Raw genomic sequence first — 23,393 nt, 5'->3', positions numbered from 1 at the left:
ACGCCCGGGTTCGCCGGGACAGACCCAGCCACGTGGAGCCGGGATTTGGGATTCCGGATTTGGTGTTCGCAAGGCCCGCGGTGAAGCGCCGGGCCCGCCGAGTCCCGAATCCCGAATCCCGGCTCCACCGAGTTGAGGGCTCGTCCCTCTGCGACCGCGTGATTTTCCAATCATGCCTATGGAGTCCACCATGAAAATCCAGTCCTCTTCGCTGCTCCTGCGCGCCCTGCCGGCCGCGCTCGCCCTGTGCCTGGCCGGCGGCGCCAACGCCCAGGCCCTCACCATCGATGTCGTCAACCCGATCAAGGACGGCAAGGTCGTGTTCGAAGCGCTCGGCCCGGCCCAGGTCGGCGGCGCCAAGCAAGGCCGCGTGTCCCTGCGCATGGGTATCCGCAACGACGGCGCCACGCCGTTGAAGATCACCAAGGTCGAAATCCTCAACCAGCTCGCGTCCAACTTCCTGGCCCCGGTCGAAATCGCCCCGGGCACCCAGTACGCGTTCCAGAACTGCAATTGCGACTACGAAAACGCCGACCCGAATGCGCCGGACGTGCCGGCCTCGTTCCCGATCATCATCAGCGCGCCCTACCCGACCACGGTCAAGGTCGCGGTCTACGTGCAGGGCTTCTCCACGCCGGTGATCAAGAACCTGCCCTTCGCCGCCGCCACCAACGACAACGGCCCGCTGCGCTTCCCGGGCAAGGCCACCGATCTGCGCTTCAACGAAGCCTGGCAGACCTCGAGCAACCACGTCGGCGGCAGCCAGGCCTACGGTCTGGACAACAGCGTCACCGGCTGGGACGGCGACTCGTGGGACGACAAGCGTCCGGGCGCGGATTCGACCAAACCCGAAGGCCGCCGCGCCTATGGCCTGCCGCTGTACGCGATGGCCGACGGCATCGTCTGCGAAGGCCTCAACGATCTGCCGGAGTGGAAGAACTATCCGCGCGTGCCGAAGGAAATCGAGCCCGAGCCGATCGCGCCGAGCACCGGCCAGTATTCGGCCGGCGGCAACTTCCTCAAGATCCAGAGCGGTAACGAAGTCGCCCTGTACGCGCACATGCAGCCCGGCTCGATCCCGGCCGAACTGCTGGTGCCCGGCGCCGTCATCAAGCAAGGCCAGTACCTGGGCAAGGTCGGCTACACCGGCCAATCCAGCGGCCCCCACGTGCATGTGCACGTGAGCCAGGAAACCTCGCCGGGTTCGTGCGTCGGCAACTCCGTGCGTCCGCGTCCGATGACCTTCACCCAGCTGCAGAGCCTGACCCGCACCGAAGCCACCGCGATGGCCGGCGCCAACAGCATGGATCCGACCGACTGGACCGCGCTGAGCAACCACTCCGCGCCGCATCCCTTCAGCCTGCTGTATCCGGCCAGCACCCCGTACGCGTTCGACGCGGCCGAAACCGACAACAAGACCTACCTGGGTGTGTGGCGCGCCAGCAACGAGATCGAGATGCGCATCAACAAGCCCAGCTGGACCGCTTTCACCCAGAAGCGCGCCGAGATGATCGCCGACGGCTTCCGCCTGGAGAACATCGACACCTACGTCGAAAACGGCGACCGTCACTTCATCGGCGTGTTCAAGCGCGAAACCGGCAACGGCGCTCTGTACAACGCCGACAGCTGGGAGGACTTCACCGCGGTGTGGAAGGAACTCAGCGACGACGGCCAGCGCCTGGTCGATATGACCACCTACCTGAGCGGCACCACCCGCCATTACGTCGGCGTGTTCCGTCCGGGCACCGGCAACGCCGGCCTGTGGAGCCACACCGGTTTCAGCGCCTTCGCCAATCAGCGCGAAATCGCCAAGGGCCTGGGCCTGCGCCTGATCGACATGGAAAGCTTCGACATCGGCAATGGTCAGCGTCAGTTCGTCGGCGTCTACCGCGAAGGCACCGACAGCACCGCGCTGTGGCGTTCGACCTCGTGGAGCGGCTTCACCGCGAAGTGGGATGAGTTGTCCGACAACGGCTACCGCCTGATCGATGTCGATACCTTCGTCGATGCGGGCGTGCGCAACTACGTCGGCGTGTTCCGCGCCGGTTCCGGCGGCCATGCGCTGGAAGCGGTCAAGGGCTGGCAGGGTCTGTTCCAGTCCTCGGAGAAGTACGCCACCAAGGGCTTGCGCCTGGTGGATGTGCAGGCGATCGAGTGATTGCCTGAGTGGGGCTGGGCCTGCCGCGGTTTGGCCGGCCCAGCCTGAAAGGCAGTTCGGCGCAGGAGTTTGGTTCAGCGCAATGAGAAACGCCGCCTACGGGCGGCGTTTTTTTGTTTGGGCGATGGTCATCGGCAGCAGTGTGGTTGCGAGTGAAGCACTTCCGGCGGAGAACACCACCGTAGCGCGCCTCCTCAAATCGTCATTCCCGCGAACGCGGGAATCCAGCGACTTTCGTGTAGTGGAGACTAAAGACACTGGATTCCCGCGTTCGCGGGAATGACGACCGTGGTGGGTACGGGGCCTACGGCCTGTTCTCACCCACGCCCTCACCTCACCGCCATCTGCAACCTCGCCTCGCCACTCTCCAGCGCATTCAACCGCCGCAACAATTCCGACTCGCGATGCAACTCGCGCCGCAGCACCGGCGCGGCCGATTGCAGTTGCTGCCGCATCCCGGCGGCATCGCCGCGCGCCAGCAGCACCTCGGCGTAGGGCACCCGCGCCTTGGCGGTCTTGAGCTGCTGCTCGCCGCTGGCCTGCGCGCTGTCGGCGACCACTCGCGCCCAGCCGCGCTCGGCCTCGCCCCAGTCGCCACGGCGCTGCGCGAGTTCGGCCTGCAGCGCCGGAATGCGCGCGAGCATGAAGGCGTTGTATTCGCCCTGCGCGACATTCAGCGCCGCCAGTTCCGCGCCGGCCTCGTCGAGGCGGTCGCGGCTGAGCAGCCATTCGATCCGGGTCAGTTCCACCATCAACAATCCGGCGTGATCCTCGCCGTGCTGCTTGCGCCAGATCGACATGGAGTGCTCGATGAACGGCTGCGCCTGCTCGGTGCGGCCGCTGCGCGCCAGCAGCCGCCCGAGCGCGCTTTCCACCCGCAGCACGCGCCGTTCGTCCGGCCCCAGGTGCTCGCGCCGGATCGACAAAGCCTCGCGCCAGCGCCGTTCGGCCTCGCCGACATCGCCGCGCTCGTCGGCCAGCACCGCCCAGTTGTTGAGCACGCGTCCGTAGTCGAGGCTGCGCTTGCCGGCCACCACGCCCAGGATCGCCAGCGCGGCGCGGTAGTGCTCGTCAGCCTGGCGCGTCTCGCCCAGATCCTGGGCGGCGTTGGCCAGATCGGAATGGATGTTGGCGACCATGTCGCTCTGCTCGCCGTACAGATCGCGCGCCAGGATCAGGTTCTCGACCAGCTCGCGGCGCATGTCCTCGGCGCGTCCCTGCCCGAACAAGGCCTTGGCCAAGCCGAACTGATTGAGCTGCACCGCCACCGTGTTCGCGCCGATCTGCCGCGACAGTTGCAAGGCCTCACGGAAGGTCTGCTCGGCGCGCTTGAGTTCGCCGCGGCGCAGATACAGTTGCGCCAGACGGCCGAGCATCGCCGCGCGCTCTTCCGGCGACTGCACCATCGCGTACTTGCCGCGCAGTTGCCGCGATTGTTCGAAGGCCCGCTCGGCCGGGTCGTACTGATTGTCGGCGACCAGAGCCAGACCGAGGGTGTCGTAGGCATCGGCCAGCACGCGCGGATCGCCCTCGCCTTCGCTCAGCGCCAACGCGCGCCGCGCGACCGCGACCGCCTGCGGGCCGTACTGGCGGTCGCTCATCGAACGCGACAACTCGGCCAGCGCCTGCGCGGCCTGATCCGGACGCGCCACCGCCGGATCGAGAAATTCCTTCGCCGCCTGATCCAGCAAGGCCTCGGCGCGCTGCGGCTGGCCGAGGTTGCGGTAGGCGCGGCCGAGCACCGCGCGCAACCGCGCGCGGATCGCCGGCGTGTCGTTCAAGCCTTGCTCGATCCGCGCCGCCGAGGCGTCGAGCACTTGCCGCGCACTGACCTCCTCGTCGGCGCGCGCGCCGCGCATGCGCGGGTCGGCGGCGTCGAAGGCCGAGACCAGGAATTCGCTGACCTGCTCGGCGACCGCGGCCTCGCGCTGGGCGCGCGCACGCTCGGTGGTGACGCGCCAGACGAAACCGCCGGCCAGCAACAGCACCGTCGCGGTCGCGGCGGCTTCGCGCCAATGCCGGCGCAGATAGCGCGTGCTGCGGTAACTCCAGGTCGGCGGCCGCGCGGTCACCGTGCGCCAGTCCAGATGGCGGCCGATGTCCTGCGACAAGGCCTCGACCGAGGAATAGCGCTTGCGCGGGTCCAGCTCGCAGGCGCGCGCGGCGATCGCATCCAGATCGCCACGCAGTTGCGAGCGCCACGCGCAATCGGCTTGCGCCAGCGCGCTCGGCAGCGGCACCGGCGTATCGCGATCGGCCAGCGTGCGCCCCAGCGTATTGCAGGCCAGCAACTCGGTCAGCAGCACGCCGAGCGCGAACACATCGCTGACCACGCTGACCCGCGCGCCGCCGAGCAGTTCCGGGCTGGCGTAGGCCGGCGTGCAGAAGTGGTTGTTGCGTTCGCCGTCGCTTTGCTGGCGGTCCAGCACCTGGGCGATGCCGAAATCCAGCAGCACCGGCTCGCCGTCGTCCAGCACCAGCACGTTGCCGGGCTTGAGGTCGCAATGCACGATCAGACGCTGATGCGCGGTCTGCACCGCGCCGCAGATGCGCTGGAACAGATGCAGGCGCTGGCGCAGATCCGGCGCGCGCCATTCGCAGTATTCGTCCAGCGCACGCCCGGGCACGTACTCCATCACCAGATACGGCTGCCCGGTCGGCGTGGTGCCGCCGTCGTACAGGCGGGCGATGTTGGGATGCTGCAGTTCGGCCAGCAGTTGCCGCTCCGCCGCCAGACGCTGGGCGAATTCTTCCTGATTGACCGCGTTGCTGCGCAGCAGCTTGATCGCCACCTGCTGGCGGAACAGTCCATCGACGCGTTCGGCGGTGAACACCGTGCCCATGCCGCCGCTGGCCAATCGCTCGACCAGCAACCAGGCATCGAGCCGGTCGCCGGCCTGCAATTCGCTGCCGCCGCTGTCGGCGAGCAATTCGCCCAGCGGCCGCGCCACCTGGCCGAAGGCCTCGGTCTGCGCGCCGAGCAGTTGCAGGACTTCCTCGATCAGCGAATCGTCGTCGCTGAGCGCGCGCAACCGCTCGCGCCAGTTCTCGGCCGGCAGATCGCAGACCGCATCGAACAAGCGGCGCAGTTCCTGCCAACGCTGAGTTTGCATATCGTCTCCTGCGCGGCCCGGGGCCGGTTCAACTCAACTGCTGGCTCAACCAGGCGCGGGCGAAACGCAGATCGCGCTCGACCGTGGGCGTGGAGACTTCCAGCACACAGGCGATATCACGCTGCTCCATGCCGCCGAAATACGCCATCTCGACCGCGCGCGCGGCGCGCGGGTCGCGTTCGGACAAACGTTGCAGCGCGTCGTGCAAGGCCAGCACATCGAAACCGACGGTCTGCCCGCCCTGCAGATCGGCGTGCGACAAGGTCAGCATCACCGGCCGCGCGCCGCGCTTGTCGGCCGCCCGCGCCCGTGCTTCGTCCACCAGCACCGAGCGCATCTTCAGCGAGGCTAGCGCGTAGAAGTGCGCGCGGTCCTGCCAATCCACGTCGCTGCCGATCAGCCGGATCAGCGCTTCGTTGACCAGCGAGGTGGCCTGCAGCGTGCGGTCGCCGCCGCGCGCGCCCAGGCGCGCCGCCGCCATGCCGCGCAGGGTGTCGTAGACCTGCGCGAACAATTGATCGCGCGAGGCGATATCGCCACCGCGCCAGTCGTGCAGCAATCGAGTCAGATCCTCGCTCATGCGCGTCCCCCGACGCCGCTTCGCCCCTGCGCGCGGATGGTAGCCGAGCGGGCGCGGCGCAGAGGCAGAATGCGCGAGGCGGCAGGTCGCAGACGCGACGGACGGCACGGTTCGACGGGTCGCCGGCCTGGGCGGTGTGCGCGGACGGCCCGCCGGCGGGCGCCGGTGCCGGCCTGCGCGGGCGCCGTTTGCGCCACGCCAAGCGCCGCATCGCGCGATACACCGGCCGCGTTTGCGCCCTTACAGTGAACGGCCCGCCATGCTCGGAACCCTTATGCCTGTGCCCCGCGCCATTGAAGCCGCCGACCGCGACGCCATCGGCGGCTTTCTGACCCGGCGCTGGGGCACGGCGACGATCATGCTCGATGGACGCGCGATCGACGCCGCGGCCTTGCCGGGCTTCATCGCCTGCGCCGCCGGGCCCGATCAGTCGGGCGACGAAAGCATCGCCGGCCTGGCGACCTTGCTCGACGACGATATTCAGACCGAGATCGTCACCCTGGACGCGGTTTCGCCCGGTGCCGGCCTGGGCACGGCGCTGGTCGAACTCGCCGCGCAACGCGCCCGCGCGCTGGGCTTGCGACGGCTGCTGACCCGCACCACCAACGACAATCTGGATGCGCTGCGCTTTTATCAGCGCCGCGGCTTTCGCCTGTACCGGTTGGCGCCGGGCGCGATCGATCGCGAACGCGAGGCCGATCCGGCGATCGCGCGGCTTGGCCGCCACGGCATACCGCTGCGCGATGAGATCACTCTGATCCGGCCGCTGGATGACGAATGAGTTCGCCGCGGCCACGAATGCCGCATCGCCCCGACCCTGAAAACAAAAAACCCGCCGATTGGCGGGTTTTTCGTTGCGATCGGCTGCGTTGGATTGCAGCGACCGGCTTGGGTATGGCAGCCCCGGATGGATTCGAACCACCGAATGCCTGAGTCAGAGTCAGGTGCCTTACCGCTTGGCGACGGGGCTATGGAACGGATTCTAGCGCAAAACTTCGAAGCTGCAAAAACCGGATGCTGCGAAAAACGCAGCAAACGGCGATTAGCGCTTGGAGAACTGCGTTGCGCGGCGAGCCTTGTGCAGACCGACCTTCTTACGCTCGACTTCACGGGCGTCGCGGGTCATGAAGCCGGCCTTGCGCAGCTCGGACTTCAGGGTTTCGTCGTACTCGACCAGCGCGCGGGCGATGCCCAGGCGGATCGCACCGGCCTGGCCGGTGATGCCGCCGCCGGAGACGGTGACATTGACGTCGAACTTGTCGGTCGACTGGGTCAGCTCGAGCGGCTGGCGCACGATCATGCGCGCCGTCTCACGACCGAAGAAGTCTTCGATGGTGCGCTGATTGATGGTGATCTTGCCCTCGCCCTTGCGCAGGAACACGCGAGCGGTGGAGGACTTGCGGCGACCGGTGCCGTAATTGTGTTGGATGGCCATGTTCGTACCTTAGATGTCCAGGGGCTGCGGCTGCTGCGCGGCGTGCGGATGCTCGGAGCCCTTGTAGACCTTGAGCTTGCGGTACATGGCGCGGCCGAGCGGATTCTTCGGCAGCATGCCCTTCACACCGATCTCGATGACGCGTTCGGGGTGGCGCTCAAGCGCCTGGCCCAGCGTCTCGCTCTTCAGGTTGCCGACGTAACCGGTGAACCGGTAGTACATCTTGTCCTGCAGCTTCTTGCCGGTGACGGTGATCTTTTCGGCGTTGATTACCACCAGGTAATCGCCGGTATCGACGTGCGGGGTGTAGACGGGCTTGTGCTTGCCGCGCAGACGGCGCGCGAGTTCGGAGCACAAACGGCCGAGCGTCTTGCCCGACGCGTCGACGACGTACCAGTCGCGCTGGACGGTCTCGTTCTTGGCGGTGAAAGTCTTCATGAAAACTCTTATATGGGTGCGTGGTCGGGCTGATTTCGCCGTGCTTCCCAGCGGGAAGCGGGGGCGGAATTTCGCCTCGCGTTGTGTTTGTGGAACGAAAGAGGCGGAATGATAGCGGCCCGGGCACCCCTCCGCAAGTCGGCGGCCGCTGCGCTAGCATCTGCCGCATGCCCGCCGCACGCCCGCCGCCCCCTGCCCCGCCGGTCCTGGACCCGCTGGTGGCCCTGGCCGACCGCTGCGTCCAATGCGGGCTGTGCCTGCCGGTGTGCCCCACCTACAGCCTGGAACGGCTGGAGACCGAGTCGCCGCGGGGCCGGATCGCGCTGACCCGGGCCTGGGCGCTGGACACCATCGCCCCGACCGCCGTCGCCGATACCCATCTGGACCACTGCCTGGGCTGCCGCAGCTGCGAAGCGGTCTGCCCGGCCGGCGTGGAGTATGGCCAATTATTGGTCCAGGCGCGCCAGCGCCAGCGCGAACGGCGCCCGCCGGCCTGGCGCCAGCGCCTGATCGAAGGCCTGGCGGCGCGGCCGCGCTGGCTGAACGCCGGGCTCGGCCTGTACCGGCGCGCCCATGGCTGGCTGCCCGCCTCGCTGCGGCCGCTGCCGCGCCCGCCCCGGCCGGTGCCTTGGCCGTCCAGGCCCGCCACGCCGGCCCCGGCGGCCCGGGTCGGCTTGTTCGTGGGTTGTGTCGCCCAAGCTTATGAAAGCCCGCTGCGCGCGGCCCTGGCCCGGCTGTGCGGCGCGCTCGGGGTCGAACTCGACCCGGTCGCCGGCCAGGGCTGCTGCGGCGCGCTGCACGAACACGCCGGCAACCGCGATTCCGCGGCGCGGCTGGCGGCCGGCAATCGCGCCGCCTTCGCCGGCCACGACACCGTGCTGACCCTGGCCAGCGGCTGTCACGACGGCGTCGCCCATGCGCTGGGCGGCGGCGTGCGCACGGTCGATGCACTGAGCTTCCTCGGCGAGCGCGCCGCCGCGTTGCGCTGGCGCGCGACCCCGCAGCGGGTGGCCCTGCATCTGCCCTGCACCCAGCGCAACGTGGTCAAGTCGGTGCCGGCGCTGCGGCGCCTGCTGGCCGGCGTGCCCGGGCTGGAGGTGATCGAACTCGACGCCGGCTATGGCTGCTGCGGCGCCTCGGGCACGCAGATGTTCGCCGACCCCGAGCGCGCGGCCGAATACCGCGCGCCGCTGATCGATCAATTCCTGCGCAGCGGCGCGACGCGCCTGCTCAGCGCGAACATCGGCTGCCGGCTGCACCTGGGCAACGGCACGACGGCGCCGGTGCAGCATCCGCTGGAGTTTCTGGCCCAGTGCCTGGAAGAAACCCCGTCGGGCTGATTCCTGCTTTGGCTTTCCGCTGTTGTGGGAGGGGCTTCAGCCCCGATGCTTTCGGCTCAGGTCGCCGCAGTCGGATCGGAAAGCCTCGGGGCTGCAGCCCTCACACAACCGCCCCCGGACGATTTGTCCTGGCCGCGTAAACGACTTCTACGCCGCCCGCGCCGTAGAATCGGCGCATGAACCCTCGCGCACTCAGCCCCTTGGATCGCGTGCTCAGCGAAGCTCAGCGCGCCCTGGACACCGTTTTCGGCGCCCCCGGCGCCGAGCGCCCGAATCCGGCCGGCAACACCGCCGAGCTGGTGCTGGAACCGGCCGAAAAGCGCCATTCCGCCGGACTCATGCGGATCAACCACGTCGGCGAGGTCTGCGCGCAGGCGCTGTACTGCGGCCAGGCGGCGGTGGCGCGCGACGAATCCACCCGCCAGCACCTGCTGGAAGCGGCCCAGGAAGAAACCGATCACCTGGCCTGGTGCGCCGACCGACTGCGCGAACTCGACAGCCGGCCCAGCCTGCTCAACCCGCTGTGGTACGCCGGCAGCTTCAGCATCGGCGTGCTGGCCGGCCTGCGCGGCGATGGCTGGAACCTGGGTTTCGTGGTCGAGACCGAGCGCCAGGTCGAGGCGCATATCGACGAACACCTGGAATCGCTGCCGGAAAGCGACCAGCGCAGCCGGGCGATTCTGCGCACGATGAAGGCCGATGAGGCCCGCCACGCGGAAAATGCCGAAAACGCCGGGGCGCGGATCCTGCCGATGCCGGTGCCGACGATCATGGCGGCGGCCTCGAAGCTGATGAAGACGGTGGCTTACCGGCTTTAAAACCCGGCCAGGGCCCTTTTACGCCCGCCCCGAGCCCCGCCCTGCTCCTGCTCCCTCTCCCGCTTGCGGGAGAGGGCTGGGGTGAGGGACTTTCCGGTCGCGCGAATCCCTGAAGCCCTCGCGCCTGCGGCGCTCGCCCTCACCCCGCCCCGCCCCGGCCCAAACGCATAGCGTTTGGGCGTTCGCGGACGCGCGAGCCGATGGCTCGCAAACAGCGTCCACTCACCCCGCAAGCGGGAGAGGGAGACAAGCCGCGCTTTGCAGACAAACTGCGCAAACGAAAAAGGCCGGCTTGCGCCGGCCTTTTTCTGAACGTCCCGGCAGGACCGGGCGCCACGGCGAATCGGGTCCGATCCTCGCCTTGGCGAATCCCGAATTCCGAATCCCCAAGCCCGGCCCTCAATCGGCCAGATTGCGCCCGTGGTAAAGCTCCTCGATCTCGCGGCGCAGGCGCGCCTCGATCTTCATGCGCTCCTTGAACGAGAGGTTCTTGGCCTTCTCTTCGAACAGGTAGGTGTCGAGGTCGAATTCCTTCAGGTGCATCTTCGTGTGGAAGATATTTTCCTGATAGACGTTGACGTCGATCATCTCGTAGCGCGACTTGATGTTCTTGGCCAGGTAGTCCTGGATCGAGTGGATCTTGTGATCGATGTAGTGCTTCTTGCCCTTGATGTCGCGGGTGAAGCCGCGCACGCGGTAGTCCATCACCACGATGTCGGACTCGAAGCTCTCGATCAGGTAATTCAGGGCTTTCAGCGGCGAAATCACCCCGCAGGTCGCCACGTCGATGTCGGCGCGGAAGGTCGCGATACCGTTGTCCGGATGGGTTTCCGGATAGGTGTGCACGGTGATGTGCGACTTGTCCATGTGCGCCACCACGGCGTCGGCGATGATCTCCTTGCCGGCGTCCTTCTTGTCGATCACCGGCTCTTCCGAGATCAGGATCGTGACCGACGCCCCTTGCGGGTCGTAGTCCTGGCGGGCGATGTTCAGGATATTCGCACCGATGATTTCCGCCACATCCGTAAGGATCTGGGTGAGGCGGTCGGCGTTATACGCCTCGTCGATGTACTCGATATACCGGCGGCGCTCGTCTTCTGAAGCCGCGAAGCAAACATCGTAGATATTGAACGAGAGGGCCTTGGTGAGGTTGTTAAAACCCTGCAACCGCAGGCGCGGCAACGGCTTGACCACTGAGTAAGATTCCGGACGGACGGCGAGGGCCGAGATTATGAGGCAATTGGCCCCGGGGGGAAACGCATGGTGTTTTTGGACTGTATTGGTGACAAAAGCGTGACCGCCACTGAACTTCCATCATCGCTCTCTATCGGCCCGTCATTTTCAGCGGCAGGATTTGCTCCAGCGGCCGTATCGCCCTAAGCTCGGCCGAAAACGAAGCCCATTCCAATGTCCGCCAACCCGGTAGCCCCCTTGACTGCTTTGCGCCGAACCAATAGCCCGTTGTTGCCTGACGGCGCGACGATCGAACGTTTCCTGGCCCACTGCCACCGCAGGCGTTACCCGTCCCGTACGGACGTGTTCCGCCCCGGCGATCCGGCCAGCACTCTGTATTACGTCGTTTCCGGCTCGGTCAGCATCATTACCGAAGAAGAAGACGGTCGCGAACTGGTCCTGGGCTATTTCGGCCCCGGCGAGTTCGTAGGCGAACTCGGCCTGTTCATCGAGAGCGACCATCGCGAGGTGATCCTGCGAACCAGGGCCACCTGCGAACTGGCCGAGATCGGCCATGAGCGCCTCTACGACCTGCTGCTGACCCGGCTGTCGCTGGACGCGCCCAAGCTGCTGTATGCGATCGGCGCGCAGATTTCCCGGCGCCTGCTCGACACCAGCCGCAAGGCCGGCCGCCTGGCCTTCCTCGACGTGACCGACCGCATCGTCCGCGCCCTGCACGACCTGGCCAAGGAACCCGAGGCCATGAGTCACCCGCAGGGCACCCAGTTGCGGGTGTCGCGCCAGGAGCTTTCGCGCCTGGTCGGCTGCTCCCGCGAAATGGCCGGACGCGTGCTCAAGAAGCTGCAGGCCGACGGCAAACTGCACGCTCGCGGCAAGACGGTCGTCCTGTACGGGACCCGCTAAGCCTCGATGGGACGTATCGCCCCCTCTGCGCAGACCGCACCCTCGGTGCGGCTCGCGGAGCTGGGCGATGCCAGCGACGTAGCCGAACTGCTCGGCCAGCTGGGCTATCCCTGCACCCGCGATGAGGCCATCGAGCGCATCGCCACCCTCCACGACGACCCCCGCCATTACCTGTTGCTGGCCGAAATCGACGGCCATGCCTGCGGCCTGGTCGCCAGTCACACCCGTTATTCGCTGACCCACGGCGCCGACCTGACCCGGATCACCGCCCTGGTGGTCGCCCAGTCCTGCCATCGCCAGGGCATCGGCCGGCAGCTGCTGCGCGAAGTCGAACGCCGCGCCCGCCGCGATGGCGTCAGTCGCATCGAGGTCACCAGTAACGTCCGCCGCGCGCAGGCGCATGAGTTCTACCGCAGTTGCGGGTACTCGGATGGGTCGTTGAAGTTCGTCAAGACGCTGGGCGACTGACAGATATACAGCGCCTGAGGCGACTGCTCGCCGCCACGAAGTCTTTTGTGGGAGGGGCTTCAGCCCCGATGCTTTCCGATCCGATCGCCTGATTCGTCAAGCGCGGAGCCGCTTGCCGGAAGTGCTGCGGCGAGCTGAGCCAAGAGCATCGGGGCTGAAGCCCCTCCCACAAAAGACCTCGTGGCTTGCGCGGCGACCGCCGCCCGATCGGATTACGGCGCCGAAGCGACCTCATCCCCGCCCCGCCCCGGGCAGCCCCAGTTGAGGATCGGCGTGCCCGGCGGCAGCACGCGGCGGAACATCTCCACGCGCCGCGGCTTGGGATTGACCACCACCGGATGGCGCGCGGCCTGCAGCAGCGGCAGGTCGGCGCTGCTGTCGGAATAGGCCATCTCCACCGGCGCGGTGAAGCCGGCTTCGCGCAGCATCGTCATCTTCATGCGCGAATGGCAGTGCCGGCGCGCGCCCAGCGCGCCCAGGCGCGGGCCGACCAGGGTGCCGACCACGGGCATGTCTTCATGGGCGACGAAGGCCAGGATCGCCCGCGCCAGCTCCGGCGGCGCGCCGGTGGCGATCACCACCTGATCGCCCTGCTCGCGATGATGGTGCAGCACGTCCAGCGCGATCGGCAGCAGGCGCGCGCGGATCTGCGGCGTGTGCGAGGCGACGTAACGGTCGATCGCCGCGTCCAGATTGCCGGCGCGATGCATGCCGATGGTGCCGACCCACACGAACGCGGAAATCCCCACGCGTCGCGTCTTCAGCCACGCCACCATCGGCCCGGCCACCGGCGCGATCAGCAGCGCCAGCGCCATCCGCCACCACGAACGCTTGATCAACCAGGCGAACAGATGGCTGCCCGAATCGCCGTCGTACAAGGTGTGGTCGAAGTCGAACACGATCAGCGGCGCGTCGGCGCGCAACGCGGGAAAGCGCGCGCCCGACAGCGACGCGCTCGACACCGGGGGCGCCGGCGTCGCGCTCATGCCGCGAACAGACGCTGCAGGGCCGAGCCCGGATCGCGTTCGCGCATGAAGGTCTCGCCGACCAGGAAGGTGTCGATCCCCGCCCCGCGCATGCGGGCGACGTCGCCGGCGGTGACGATGCCGCTTTCGGTGACCAGAGTGCGATCCTTCGGCACCGCCGCGCGCAACGCGATCGAGGTATCCAGCGACACCTCGAACGTGCGCAGATTGCGGTTGTTGACGCCGATCAGCTCGCAGTCGGTCTGCAGCGCGCGTTCGAGCTCGTCGATGTCGTGGACCTCGACCAGCACGTCCATGCCCAGTTCCATCGCCAGACCGGCCATCTCGATCATCGGCCCGTCTTCCAGCGCGGCGACGATCAGCAAGATCGCGTCGGCGCCGATCGTGCGCGCCTCATAGACCTGATACGGATCGATGGTGAAGTCCTTGCGCAGCGCCGGCAGCGAGCAGGCTTCGCGCGCCTCGCCCAGGTAGGCGTTGCTGCCCTGGAAGAAGTCCACGTCGGTCAGCACCGACAGGCAGGCGGCGCCGCCGGCCTCGTAGCTGCGCGCGATCTCGCCGGGGCGGAAGTCGGCGCGGATCACGCCCTTGGACGGGCTGGCTTTCTTGACCTCGGCGATCACCGCGGCCTCGCCCGAGGCGTGTTTGCGCTTGATCGCATCGACGAAGCCGCGCGCGGGCGGCTGGGCGCCGGCGCGCGCGCGCAGGTCGGCCAGGGAGCGCACGCGGCTGCGTTGTTCGATTTCCTCGACCTTGCGGGCCAGGATCGTGCGCAAGACATCGGTCATCGGTTACTCCGTTTCGCCAGTCGTTTCGCCTGCCAGGGGCAGGCCGGGGCGCCATTGTCCCAGTTGCAGCCGATCGAGCAAGGCGACAACCGCATCGCGGGCGTCGGAATTGTGAATCGGCAACACCAGCACGTCGCCCTCGGCCGCCCATTGCAGCAATTCGGCGGCGGCGCGGGCCTCCTCCAGGCACAGCCGGATCGCGCTTTCGGGCACGCCCTGGCGCAGCAGCTCGGCGCGCAGGATCGCCGCGACCTCGCCCGGGGCGCGGCCGCGCAGGAAGCTTTCGATGTCCTTGAGCACCACCCGATCGGGCCGGAACGAGGCCACCACCGCGGCCAGCGCGCGGATGTCCTCGTCCTCGCGGTTGCCGGCCTGACCCAGCACGATGCCCAGCCGGCCGTCGCGACGGGCCGCGACTTCCAGCAGGCCGCGCAGGCCGTCGGGGTTGTGCGCGTAGTCCAGGTAGACCTCGCTGGCGCCGAAGCTCCAGCGCTGCAGCCGGCCGGGGTTGTCGCCCGGTTGCGAGCCGAAACGCGCCAGCACCGCCGCGATCCGTTCCGGGGCCACGCCCAGCGCGGCCGCGGCCAGCGCCGCGCCGGCCAGGTTGGCGATGTTGTAGCGGGCGCGTCCGCCCAGAGTCAGCGGCAGGGCCTCGACTTCGCCCAGATCATGGCGCGTCTCGCCCAGGCTCAGCCACAGCCGGCCTTCGCCGACGCCGCAGGTGGCGCCGCCGCGTTCGCGATGCGCGCGCAGTCGCGGATGCGCATCGTCGAGCGCGAACCAGGCCAACGCATGCGGCATTGAGGCGCCGCGCTGCAGCAGCAGCGCGTCGTCGGCGTTGAGCACCAGCACGCCGTCGTCGGCGAGCGCGCGCGCCACGGTCAACTTGACCTGGGCCAGATCCTCCAGCGAATGGATGCCGTACTCGCCGAAATGATCCGGGCTGATGTTGGTGACCAAGGCCGCCCGCGCCTGTTGCGGCGTCACGCCCCGGCGCAGCATGCCGCCGCGCGCGGTTTCCAGGATCGCCGCCTGCACGCTGGGCTGGCGCAACAAAGTGCGCGCGCCGACCGGGCCGGAATAATCGCCGCTGTCCACGCGTTCGCCATCGACGAACAAACCGTCGGTGCTGCTGTAGGCGGTGATCCAGCCCTGCGCGCGCGCCATCGCCGCGAGCAGGCGCACGCTGGTGGTCTTGCCGTTGGAACCGGTGACCACGGCGGTGGGAATCGCATGCAGGCGCGGCCACGGCACCTGGGTGGAACCGGGCAGCGCGTCCAGCGGCCAGGTCTGGCTGCCGGCGCCTTCGCCGATCGACACCGCGTCGTCGTCGCTATAGGCCGGCAGGCCGTGTATTCGCGCTTGTTCCAGCAGTTCGATCAGATCCGGCCGCGCTTCGGCTTCGGCGAGCGCGCGCAAGGTGCGCAAGGCGTCGCCGCGATCCCACAACGCGGCATGGCCGGGCGCGTGCGGTGGCAGCACCGATTGCTCGATCGCGCCGGCGGCGTCGGTCCAGGCCCATTCGTTGACTTCGGTGGCGGCGTAGAGCTGATCGATCGGCGCGACGAAAGCCAGCGACGCGCCGCTGGCGTGTTCGCGCACGACGATCCGGCCTTCGCTCCAACGCAGCGCGTCGCGGGCGTCGGCGAGGTTCTGTCGCCAGCCGCTCAGCGCGCGCGCATCGGCGGCGACGCCATGGGTTTCCAGCGCGGCGCCGGGCTCGTCGAAATACAGATTCGCGCCGGTGAGACGGCGCGAATCTTCGAAGGCGAAGGCGTAGTCGGGCGAGACCTTATCGGAGCTCGCCGCGTTGTCGGCAGGTTGCGAAGGCACGGATCAATCGCTCTCTTCGCGTTCGAACACCAGCCCGCGTTCGTCGCGCACCACGCCTTCCATCGCCGCGAAGGCGGCTTCGTCCAGCGCCGGTTCCAGCGGCGGCAGCTCGGCGCGCTGCGACACCGCCGCGACCACGCCTTCGGGCTGGAAGTGGATGATCTGCTTCCACGAACGCGCCAGCGCGTCGGCGAACACCAGCACCAGATCGCCGGCTTGGCCCATGCGCAGCGCCGCTTCCACCGCCTGCTGCTCGTCGGGAATGATCGAGATGGTCGCTTCCGTCACGCCGCGCGCCATCAGCGCCTTGGCGATGATGCGTGGCACTTCGTCGCCGTCGCGGCCGCGCAGCGAATCGTCGCGGCGGCAGATGTAGTGATCGAAGCGGCCGGCCACCGCTTCGGCGATCGCGTGCAGGTCTTCGTCGCGGCGATCGCCGGGACCGGCCAGCACCACGATGCGGCGGCCGCTCACGTCCAGGCGCTGGGCCAGATCGGCCATCACCCCGACCGCATGCGCGTTGTGGCCGTAGTCCATCAGCACCTTGAACGGATGCTCGTTGTAGACGTTCATCCGGCCCGGGGCCTGGAAGAAGGTGGTGTCGAAAGTGCGCAGGCCATGGCGGATCGCGTCGAGCTTGATGCCCAGCGAGAACGCCATCGCCGCGGCCACCATCGCGTTCTGCACGTTGTGCAGCGCGCGGCCTTCCATCGTCGCCGGAATCAGGTGCGTCCACAGCAGCGGGATATGGCTGCCCTTGTCGTACAGGGTGATCATGTGGCCGTTGATGCCGGCCTCCAGCGCGCAGGCGCGGCCGCCGGCGCGGATGTGCTCGCGCACCAGCGCGTGCGAGGGGTTCATGGTGACGTAGCAGATGACCTTGGCGTCGGTGTAGGCCGACATCTTCAGCACGTTCGGATCGTCGGCGTTGAGCACCGCGCAGTCGGTGGCCACTTCCACCACCACGCGCTTGATCTCGGCCAGCTGCTCCAGCGTGTCGATGCCCTTCAGGCCCAGATGATCGGACTGGATGTTGAGCACCGCGCCGACGTTGACCTCGGACACGCCCATGCCGGCGCGCAGCAGGCCGCCGCGCGCGGTTTCCAGCACGGCGATATCCACGTGCGGGTCCGACAGCACCATGCGCGCCGACACCGGCCCGGTCATGTCGCCCTCGACCGTGCGCTGGCCGTCGATGTAGACGCCGTCGGTGGTGGTCAGGCCCGGAGTGAAGCCGCCCATCTTGGTGATGTGGGCGAGCATGCGCGCGGTGGTGGTCTTGCCGTTGGTGCCGGTCACCGCCGCGATCGGCACGCGCGTGGGCGCGCCGGGCGCGAACAGCATGTCGATCACCGGGCCGGCGGCATCGCGCGGGGTGCCTTCGCTGGGTGCGACGTGCATGCGGAAGCCGGGCGCAGCGTTGATTTCGCAGATGCCGCCGCCGATGTTCTTGTAGCTCTCGGCGATGTTCGGCGAGATGAAATCCACGCCGCCCACGTCCAGGCCGATCGCGCGCACCGCGCGCACGGCCATGTCGCGGTTGTCGGGATGGATGATGTCGGTGACGTCGGTAGCGGTGCCGCCGGTGGACAGATTGGCGGTGGAGCGCAGATAGACGATTTCGCCGTCCTTCGGGATCGAGGCGGCGGTGTAGCCGACGCGCTCCATCATCTGTTCGGCCTGCGAATCCAGTTCCAGCCGCGTCAGCACCTTCTCATGGCCGACGCCGCGGCGCGGGTCCTGGTTCACCACTTCGACCAGTTCGGCGATGCTGGACTTGCCGTCGCCGATCACATGCCCCGGCGTGCGCTTGGTCGCGGCGATCAGCTCGCCGTTGATCACCAGCAGGCGATGATCGTCGCCGCCGACGAAGGTTTCCACGATCACCGAGCGCGAATGCTCGCGCGCGGCTTCGAAGCCGGCGCGGATGTCCTCGTCGCTGGAGATGTCGATGGTGATGCCGCGGCCGTGGTTGCCGTTGTAGGGCTTGGTCACGACCGAGCCGCCGAGTTTCTTCGCCGCGCGGATCGCGCCGCTGGCATCGGTGACCAACTCCTGCCGCGGCACCGGCAGACCGAGCGAGGCGAGAATCTTGTTGGTCTCTTCCTTGTCGCTGGCCAGCTCGACCGCGATATGCGAGGTCTTGCCGGTCACCGTGGCCTGGATGCGCTGCTGATACTTGCCGTGGCCGAACTGGATCAGCGACTGGGTGTTGAGCCGCAGCCACGGAATTTTGCGTTCTTCGGCCGCGCGCACCAGCGAAGCGGTGGACGGCCCCAGCGCGCGGCGCTGGGCGTAGCGGATGAAGCTGTCGCGCGCGCTTTCCCATTCCCAGTCGTCGGGCACGCTGCCGGCCGGACGGATCTCCGCCGGCAGCAGCGAGCACAGCAACTTGATGCCGAGTTCGCCGGCGGCGATGCCTTCATCGCGCTGCGCGTACTCGTAGACCACCGAATACACGCCGGGCCGGTCCTCGCTGACGCTGCGGGTCTTGCCGAAGGTGACGTTTTCGCCGGCGACGTTCTGCAGTTCGATCGCGACGTGTTCGAGCACATGGCCGAGCCAGGTGCCCTCGTCCTCGCGCATGCGCCGCACGAAGCCGCCGGGCTGGCGATACGAGCAACCGTGTTCGGCCAGGCCGGGCAGCGCCTCGACCAGCGCGTCGATGAACGCCGGCCCCAGCCGCGCGGTCGGCCAGGCTTCCAGCGCCTGCAAGTCCAGTTCCAGCCGTATGACCGGGAAGTGCGCATACAGCGAAGGACCGACGTAGACGGAACGATCGAGAATGCGCATAGAAAACCTCAGTTCATGGTGATTCGGATCATGCAGATGGGGGTCATACCGATTCAGTCAGTGCCGGCTCAAGTCATGCCGATTTGGAGCCGGCCAACGAGCCCGCCGACGCCTTGCGGGTGTTGAGGTTGAACGTAGCGCCTTTGGTCAGGATGTGCACGCCCAAACCGAGCAGGCATACCGGCTCGTCCTCGCCGACCATGTGCATCGAGGAGAACTGCAGGCCGTCGGCATCGACCACGGTGACCGAGCCGCTGCCTTCCACTTCGATGGTGTTGTCCGGGCCGATGAAGGCCGCGGTGTCCTCGTCCAGGCCGATGCCGATCGCGAACGGGTTGTAGGCCAGCGCCGCGACCAGGCGGCCGAGGCGGTCGCGCTGGCGGAAGTGCTGGTCGATCACCACGCGATTGGTCAGGCCCAGGCCCGGCGCCAGGCGCACGCTGTCGGCGCGCGGCGAGGAGCCTTCGGTGCCGAAGGCGATCATGTGTTCGCTGAGGATGCTGGCGCCGGCGCTGGTGCCGCCCACGGCCACGCCGCGTGCGTTTTGCGCGCGGATCGCCTGCGCAATCGGCGTGCCGCCGAGCATGGTGGAGATGCGCAGCTGGTTGCCGCCGGTGAAGAAAATCCCGCTGGCCTGCTCGATGCGCTTGATCCGGTTGGGCTCGAAGCAATCGCGGCGGGTGTCGAAATCCATCGCCTCGACCCGGCTGGCGCCGAGGTCGGAGAACAGCTTTTCGTAGCGGTCGCCGGTGTCGGGCAAGCGGCTGGCGGTGGGAATCACCACGATGTCGGCGCCGTCGCCGCCGCACAGGTCGAGGAAACGCTGCAGTATCTTCGCTCCGTTTTCCTTGTCTTCGGCCCCGCCAATCGGAACGATCCAGCCCCGCTCTTCACCGTCGGGGATTCTGCTTGGTGACATCCGTACTTACTCGCTTTGATCGTTCTTGGAATCAGGCTTCGAAATTACCACGCCGCAGCACCGCGCCGTCGCGCAGATGGGCCCGGCCGGCGATGAACACATCGAAGGCGGCGCCGTTTGCGTCCAGCGCGACCAGATCGGCGTCGGCGCCGGCGGCGATCACGCCCTTGCCGGGCAGGCGCAGCAGGCGCGCCGGATTCAGGGTGAAGGCCGGCAGCGCGCGCTCCAGCTCCACGCCGCGCGCCAGCACCGCATTCAGGCAATCGAGCAAGGCGCCCGATTCGCCCACGCCCATGCCGCACATCCGGCCGTGTTCGTCGAAGCAGGCCAGACAGCCGCCGGCGTCGGAACTCACGCTGATGCGCTCGGGCGGCGCGCCGCTGTCGAGGTAGCGGATCAGTGCTTCCTCCGCGGTCCAGGCGTCCTCGCCTTCTTCGACCGGGAACGCGGTCAGATCGACATGGCAGCCGCGCCGCGCCAGTTCCACCGCTTCCTCGAACAGCGCTTTGCGCCGGTTGACGTGGGTCGGATTGAACACGCGCGCCGGCAGTTCGCTGATGTCCAGCGCCTGCCGCACCAGTTCCAGGCCGCGGGGGCCGTCGCCCAGGTGCAGATGGACGATGCCGGCCTTGTTGGTCATCAGGCCGGCGACGTGCGCTTCGGAGGCCAGTTTCAGCAGTTCGTCGAGCGTGGGCTGGCTGGAGCGGTGATCGCTGATGGCGATCTCGCCCACGCCGATCAGCGGCTCGATGAACACCACATCGCCGCGCACGCTGCCGGTCAGCGTGGCCGGCGGCAGGTGATAGCCGCCGCAGTAACCCCAGGCGTTGAGGCCTTCCTCGCGCAGCGCGTAGATGCCGGCGACCAGCTCGCGGGTGCCGCGGGCGAGGTCGTCGGTGCCGAGCAGCCCGACCACGCTGGTGACGCCGGCGCGGGTGTAGCGCGACAGCATCGGCGCCGGCACGCGGGTGCGGAACCCGGCTTCGCCGCCGCCGCCGGTGACGTGGACGTGGCCGTCGATCAGGCCCGGAATCAGGCGCCGGCCCTGCAGGTCGATGGTCTCGACCGGGAGCTGTGCCGGCAGTTCGGGCGTGTCGATGCCCATCCACAGAATCTTGCCGCCGCCGAGCAACAGGTTCTGCCGGCCCAACGCCTGCGGGGCGTAGACCTGGGCGTTGAGCAGCAGGCGCAGCGCGGGTTCGTCGGTGGCGTGCTCGGTCATGGCGGGGTTACTCATGGGCGGGGCTGCGCGGGGCATCGCTGCGGCTCCAACCATAAGCGCGTTCGACCTTGGCCACACGCAGTTCGAACTGCTGGTACCACTCCTTGCGGCCGCGCTCGCGTATGGCGGTGTGTTCCAGGTTGCGCTTCCAGCCCAGGATCGAGGCTTCGTCGATCCAGTAGCTGACGGTGATGCCGAAACCGTCCGCGCCGCGGGTGGATTCCACGCCGAGGTAACCGGGTTGCTGCGCGGCCAGCTCGACCATGCGCGCGGCGGCTTCGCCGTAGGCGTCGTCGCCCTGGTCGGTGCGCAGGGAGCTGAAGATCACCGCGTAGTACGGCGGCTTGGGTGGGGTGGCGAAGCTGGCTGACATGGCTGGCTCGTGGTTGTGTTTAAGAGCAAATCCCCCCTGCCCCCCCTTTTTCAAAGGGGGGAACGGCACGGGTTGGGGAGAGGGGCGATGCGATGGGTCATATCTCGGCTCTAGGCGGCATGCGCGCGCGACCCGATCGCCGCGCCCGCAGTTCCCCCCTTTGAAAAAGGGGGGCTAGGGGGGATTTGCTTTTGCTTTTGCTTTTGCTTCTGCTCTCCCCCCAACCACTCACCCCACCGCCAACCGCTGAGTCAACGCAACAAACTCATCCAGCTTGGCCCGAGCCGCACCCGAGGCCAGCGACTTGCGCGCAAGATCAATGCCCTCCGCAATGCTCTCCACCACTCCCGCCACATACAACGCCGCACCCGAATTCAGCGCCACGATCTCCCGCGGCAACCCATCGCGATTCTCCAGCGCCTGCAACAGCATCGCCTTGGATTCCTCCGCATCGTTCACGCGCAGATTGCGGCTGGCCGCCATCGCGATCCCGAAATCTTCTGGATGCACCTCGTACTCGCGCACCACGCCGTCGCGCAGTTCGCCGACCAGCGAACCGGCGCCCAGCGAGATTTCGTCCATCCCATCGCGCCCCCACACCACCAGCGCGCGCTGCGCGCCCAGTTCCTGCAGCACGCGCACCTGGATGCCGACCAGGTCGGGATGGAACACGCCCATCAGAATGCTCGGCGCATTGGCCGGATTCGTCAGCGGCCCGAGAATATTGAACAACGTGCGCACGCCCATCTCGCGCCGCACCGGCGATACCACCTTCATGGCCGGATGGTGCACCGGCGCGAACATGAAGCCGATGCCGGCCTGTTCGATGCAGCGGCCGACCTGTTCGGGCTGCAGCTCGATCGCCGCGCCCAATGCTTCGAGCACATCGGCGCTGCCGGACTTGGACGACACGCTGCGGTTGCCGTGCTTGGCGACCTTGGCGCCGCTGGCGGCGACCACGAACATGCTCGCGGTGGAAATGTTGAAGGTGTGCGCGCCGTCGCCGCCGGTGCCGACGATATCGACCAGATGAGTCCGGTCGGCGACCTCCACCGGCCGCGCGAATTCGCGCAGCACGGTCGCCGCGCCGGCGATCTCGCCGACGGTTTCCTTCTTCACCCGCAATCCGGTCAGGATCGCCGCGGTCATGGTCGGGGAAATTTCGCCGCGCATGATGGTGCGCATCAGATCGACCATCTCGTCGTGGAAGATCTCGCGGTGCTCGATGGTGCGTTGCAGGGCTTCTTGCGGAGTCAGGGGCATGGGATGGGTTCGCGAATTAGGCACAAAGGCAATCAGGGGACATCGGGAAATCAGGAAATCGCGCGGACGCAGGGCGCCCGATCGCGAACGATGAGCTTCGCCATCGCCGCTTCCATGGCCCGCTCCCGCATTCCATTCCCCGCCTCATCCCCTCACCGCTCCAGGAAATTGCGCAGCAGCGCGTAGCCGTGCTCGGTCTTGATCGATTCGGGATGGAACTGCACGCCCTCCACCGGATGCTCGCGATGGCGCAGGCCCATGATTTCCTCGAAACCGCCGTCGTCGTATTCGGTCCAGGCGGTGACTTCCAGGTGCGCCGGCAGCGTTTCGCGCTCCACCACCAGCGAGTGATAGCGGGTGGCTTCGTAGCGGTCGGGCAAGCCGGCGAACACGCCCAGGCCCTGGTGGCGGATCGCCGAGGTCTTGCCGTGCATGATCCGCTTGGCGCGGATCACCTGGCCGCCGTAGGCCTGGCCCAGGCTCTGGTGGCCCAGGCATACGCCGAGGATCGGCGTGCGCTCGCCGAGCCGGCGGATCACGTCGAGAGACACGCCGGCGTGATCGGGCGTGCTCGGGCCGGGCGAAATTACGATGCGCTCGGGCGCGAGTTTTTCGATTTCCTCCACCGACAATTCATCGTTGCGGATCACCTTCACGTCCGCGCCGAGCGCCTGCAGATACTGCACGAGGTTGTAGGTAAAGCTGTCGTAGTTGTCGATCATCAGAACGGACATGACGCGCCTCGAATGCGGGTGGTGCCTTGGATGTC

At 67.9% G+C, this 23,393-nt stretch carries 21 protein-coding genes and 1 tRNA gene; 7 read left to right on the top strand and 15 right to left on the bottom strand.

Annotated features, from left to right (window positions below; translation table 11 throughout):
• Positions 1-190 precede the first annotated feature (190 nt).
• Positions 191-2,158, top strand: coding sequence for a peptidoglycan DD-metalloendopeptidase family protein (locus AB4Y92_RS06340; protein ID WP_441818863.1), 1,968 nt, complete (start codon positions 191-193; stop codon positions 2,156-2,158).
• Positions 2,159-2,487: 329 nt separating this feature from the next.
• Here the strand turns inward: AB4Y92_RS06340 and AB4Y92_RS06335 are convergent, their stop codons facing one another.
• Positions 2,488-5,271: a protein kinase domain-containing protein gene (locus AB4Y92_RS06335; protein WP_441818862.1), complete on the bottom strand. Its 2,784-nt coding sequence runs from the start codon at positions 5,269-5,271 to the stop codon at positions 2,488-2,490.
• A gap of 28 nt (positions 5,272-5,299) precedes the next feature.
• Entirely contained in the window at positions 5,300-5,851 is a 552-nt protein-coding gene (locus AB4Y92_RS06330; RefSeq protein ID WP_441818861.1) for an ECF-type sigma factor, read from the bottom strand.
• Between the two features lie 274 nt (positions 5,852-6,125).
• Here AB4Y92_RS06330 and AB4Y92_RS06325 point away from each other — a divergent pair, with 274 nt between their 5' ends.
• Positions 6,126-6,632: a GNAT family N-acetyltransferase gene (locus tag AB4Y92_RS06325; RefSeq protein ID WP_441818860.1), complete on the top strand. Its 507-nt coding sequence runs from the start codon at positions 6,126-6,128 to the stop codon at positions 6,630-6,632.
• Between the two features lie 114 nt (positions 6,633-6,746).
• Here the strand turns inward: AB4Y92_RS06325 and AB4Y92_RS06320 are convergent.
• The 3 genes from AB4Y92_RS06320 to rplM all read right to left on the bottom strand — a co-directional run bounded on the left by AB4Y92_RS06320 (position 6,747) and on the right by rplM (position 7,724).
• Positions 6,747-6,821 (bottom strand) — tRNA-Gln (locus AB4Y92_RS06320).
• A gap of 72 nt (positions 6,822-6,893) precedes the next feature.
• A complete protein-coding gene (rpsI, locus tag AB4Y92_RS06315; protein ID WP_057944216.1) occupies positions 6,894-7,286 on the bottom strand; it encodes a 30S ribosomal protein S9 in 393 nt (130 codons plus the stop codon).
• Between the two features lie 9 nt (positions 7,287-7,295).
• Entirely contained in the window at positions 7,296-7,724 is a 429-nt protein-coding gene (gene rplM, locus AB4Y92_RS06310; protein WP_057944217.1) for a 50S ribosomal protein L13, read from the bottom strand.
• Between the two features lie 167 nt (positions 7,725-7,891).
• Between rplM and AB4Y92_RS06305 the strand changes: the two genes are divergently transcribed.
• From AB4Y92_RS06305 to coq7, 3 genes are read left to right on the top strand one after another with little or no spacing between them, the layout of a single operon-like run.
• On the top strand, positions 7,892-9,064 hold the full coding sequence (locus tag AB4Y92_RS06305) for a (Fe-S)-binding protein (RefSeq protein ID WP_441818859.1): 1,173 nt from the start codon (positions 7,892-7,894) through the stop codon (positions 9,062-9,064).
• A 24-nt stretch (positions 9,065-9,088) separates the two neighbouring features.
• The gene (locus tag AB4Y92_RS06300; protein ID WP_441818858.1) at positions 9,089-9,244 is read left to right on the top strand and encodes a DUF6053 domain-containing protein; all 156 of its coding nucleotides are present in this window, start codon (positions 9,089-9,091) and stop codon (positions 9,242-9,244) included.
• Positions 9,241-9,882 carry a 2-polyprenyl-3-methyl-6-methoxy-1,4-benzoquinone monooxygenase gene (gene coq7, locus AB4Y92_RS06295; RefSeq protein WP_441818857.1) on the top strand — a complete coding sequence of 214 codons (642 nt, stop codon included), beginning with the start codon at positions 9,241-9,243 and terminating at the stop codon, positions 9,880-9,882. Before AB4Y92_RS06300 ends, coq7 begins: the two co-directional genes overlap by 4 nt.
• Positions 9,883-10,281: 399 nt before the next feature.
• Here coq7 and speD read toward each other — a convergent pair whose 3' ends face one another.
• Complete coding sequence (gene speD, locus AB4Y92_RS06290; RefSeq protein WP_057944221.1) at positions 10,282-11,076, bottom strand: adenosylmethionine decarboxylase; 795 nt, start codon at positions 11,074-11,076, stop codon at positions 10,282-10,284.
• Between the two features lie 213 nt (positions 11,077-11,289).
• Between speD and crp the strand changes: the two genes are divergently transcribed.
• Complete coding sequence (gene crp / locus AB4Y92_RS06285) at positions 11,290-11,979, top strand: cAMP-activated global transcriptional regulator CRP (protein WP_082124483.1); 690 nt, start codon at positions 11,290-11,292, stop codon at positions 11,977-11,979.
• A 6-nt stretch (positions 11,980-11,985) separates the two neighbouring features.
• Entirely contained in the window at positions 11,986-12,447 is a 462-nt protein-coding gene (locus tag AB4Y92_RS06280; RefSeq protein WP_441818856.1) for a global regulator CLP-associated N-acetyltransferase, read from the top strand.
• 212 nt (positions 12,448-12,659) lie between these two features.
• Here the strand turns inward: AB4Y92_RS06280 and AB4Y92_RS06275 are convergent, their stop codons facing one another.
• The 9 genes from AB4Y92_RS06275 to AB4Y92_RS06235 form a co-directional block, all read right to left on the bottom strand.
• Positions 12,660-13,433 (bottom strand): HAD-IB family phosphatase, encoded by a 774-nt coding sequence (locus AB4Y92_RS06275; RefSeq protein ID WP_441818855.1) that lies wholly within the window; start codon positions 13,431-13,433, stop codon positions 12,660-12,662.
• Positions 13,430-14,221, bottom strand: a complete 792-nt coding sequence (trpC, locus tag AB4Y92_RS06270) for an indole-3-glycerol phosphate synthase TrpC (RefSeq protein WP_441818854.1) — start codon at positions 14,219-14,221, stop codon at positions 13,430-13,432. Before trpC ends, AB4Y92_RS06275 begins: the two co-directional genes overlap by 4 nt.
• A 3-nt stretch (positions 14,222-14,224) precedes the next feature.
• The gene (locus AB4Y92_RS06265) at positions 14,225-16,054 is read right to left on the bottom strand and encodes a Mur ligase family protein (RefSeq protein WP_441818853.1); all 1,830 of its coding nucleotides are present in this window, start codon (positions 16,052-16,054) and stop codon (positions 14,225-14,227) included.
• 3 nt (positions 16,055-16,057) lie between these two features.
• Positions 16,058-18,847 (bottom strand): cyanophycin synthetase, encoded by a 2,790-nt coding sequence (gene cphA, locus AB4Y92_RS06260; RefSeq protein WP_441818852.1) that lies wholly within the window; start codon positions 18,845-18,847, stop codon positions 16,058-16,060.
• Positions 18,848-18,920: 73 nt separating this feature from the next.
• Complete coding sequence (locus tag AB4Y92_RS06255) at positions 18,921-19,766, bottom strand: cyanophycinase (RefSeq protein WP_441818851.1); 846 nt, start codon at positions 19,764-19,766, stop codon at positions 18,921-18,923.
• Between the two features lie 31 nt (positions 19,767-19,797).
• Entirely contained in the window at positions 19,798-21,003 is a 1,206-nt protein-coding gene (gene iadA, locus AB4Y92_RS06250) for a beta-aspartyl-peptidase (RefSeq protein WP_441818850.1), read from the bottom strand.
• Complete coding sequence (locus AB4Y92_RS06245; protein ID WP_441818849.1) at positions 20,996-21,361, bottom strand: antibiotic biosynthesis monooxygenase family protein; 366 nt, start codon at positions 21,359-21,361, stop codon at positions 20,996-20,998. The genes iadA and AB4Y92_RS06245 overlap by 8 nt, the downstream gene beginning before the upstream one ends.
• A 228-nt stretch (positions 21,362-21,589) precedes the next feature.
• Positions 21,590-22,624, bottom strand: coding sequence for an anthranilate phosphoribosyltransferase (gene trpD / locus AB4Y92_RS06240; RefSeq protein ID WP_441818848.1), 1,035 nt, complete (start codon positions 22,622-22,624; stop codon positions 21,590-21,592).
• A gap of 152 nt (positions 22,625-22,776) precedes the next feature.
• The gene (locus AB4Y92_RS06235; RefSeq protein ID WP_215059614.1) at positions 22,777-23,358 is read right to left on the bottom strand and encodes an anthranilate synthase component II; all 582 of its coding nucleotides are present in this window, start codon (positions 23,356-23,358) and stop codon (positions 22,777-22,779) included.
• Positions 23,359-23,393 lie beyond the last annotated feature (35 nt).

This window comes from Lysobacter sp. TAB13 (assembly GCF_052113885.1).
Lineage (GTDB): Bacteria > Pseudomonadota > Gammaproteobacteria > Xanthomonadales > Xanthomonadaceae > Lysobacter > Lysobacter gummosus.
This window is presented reverse-complemented; position numbering and strand designations above follow the sequence as displayed.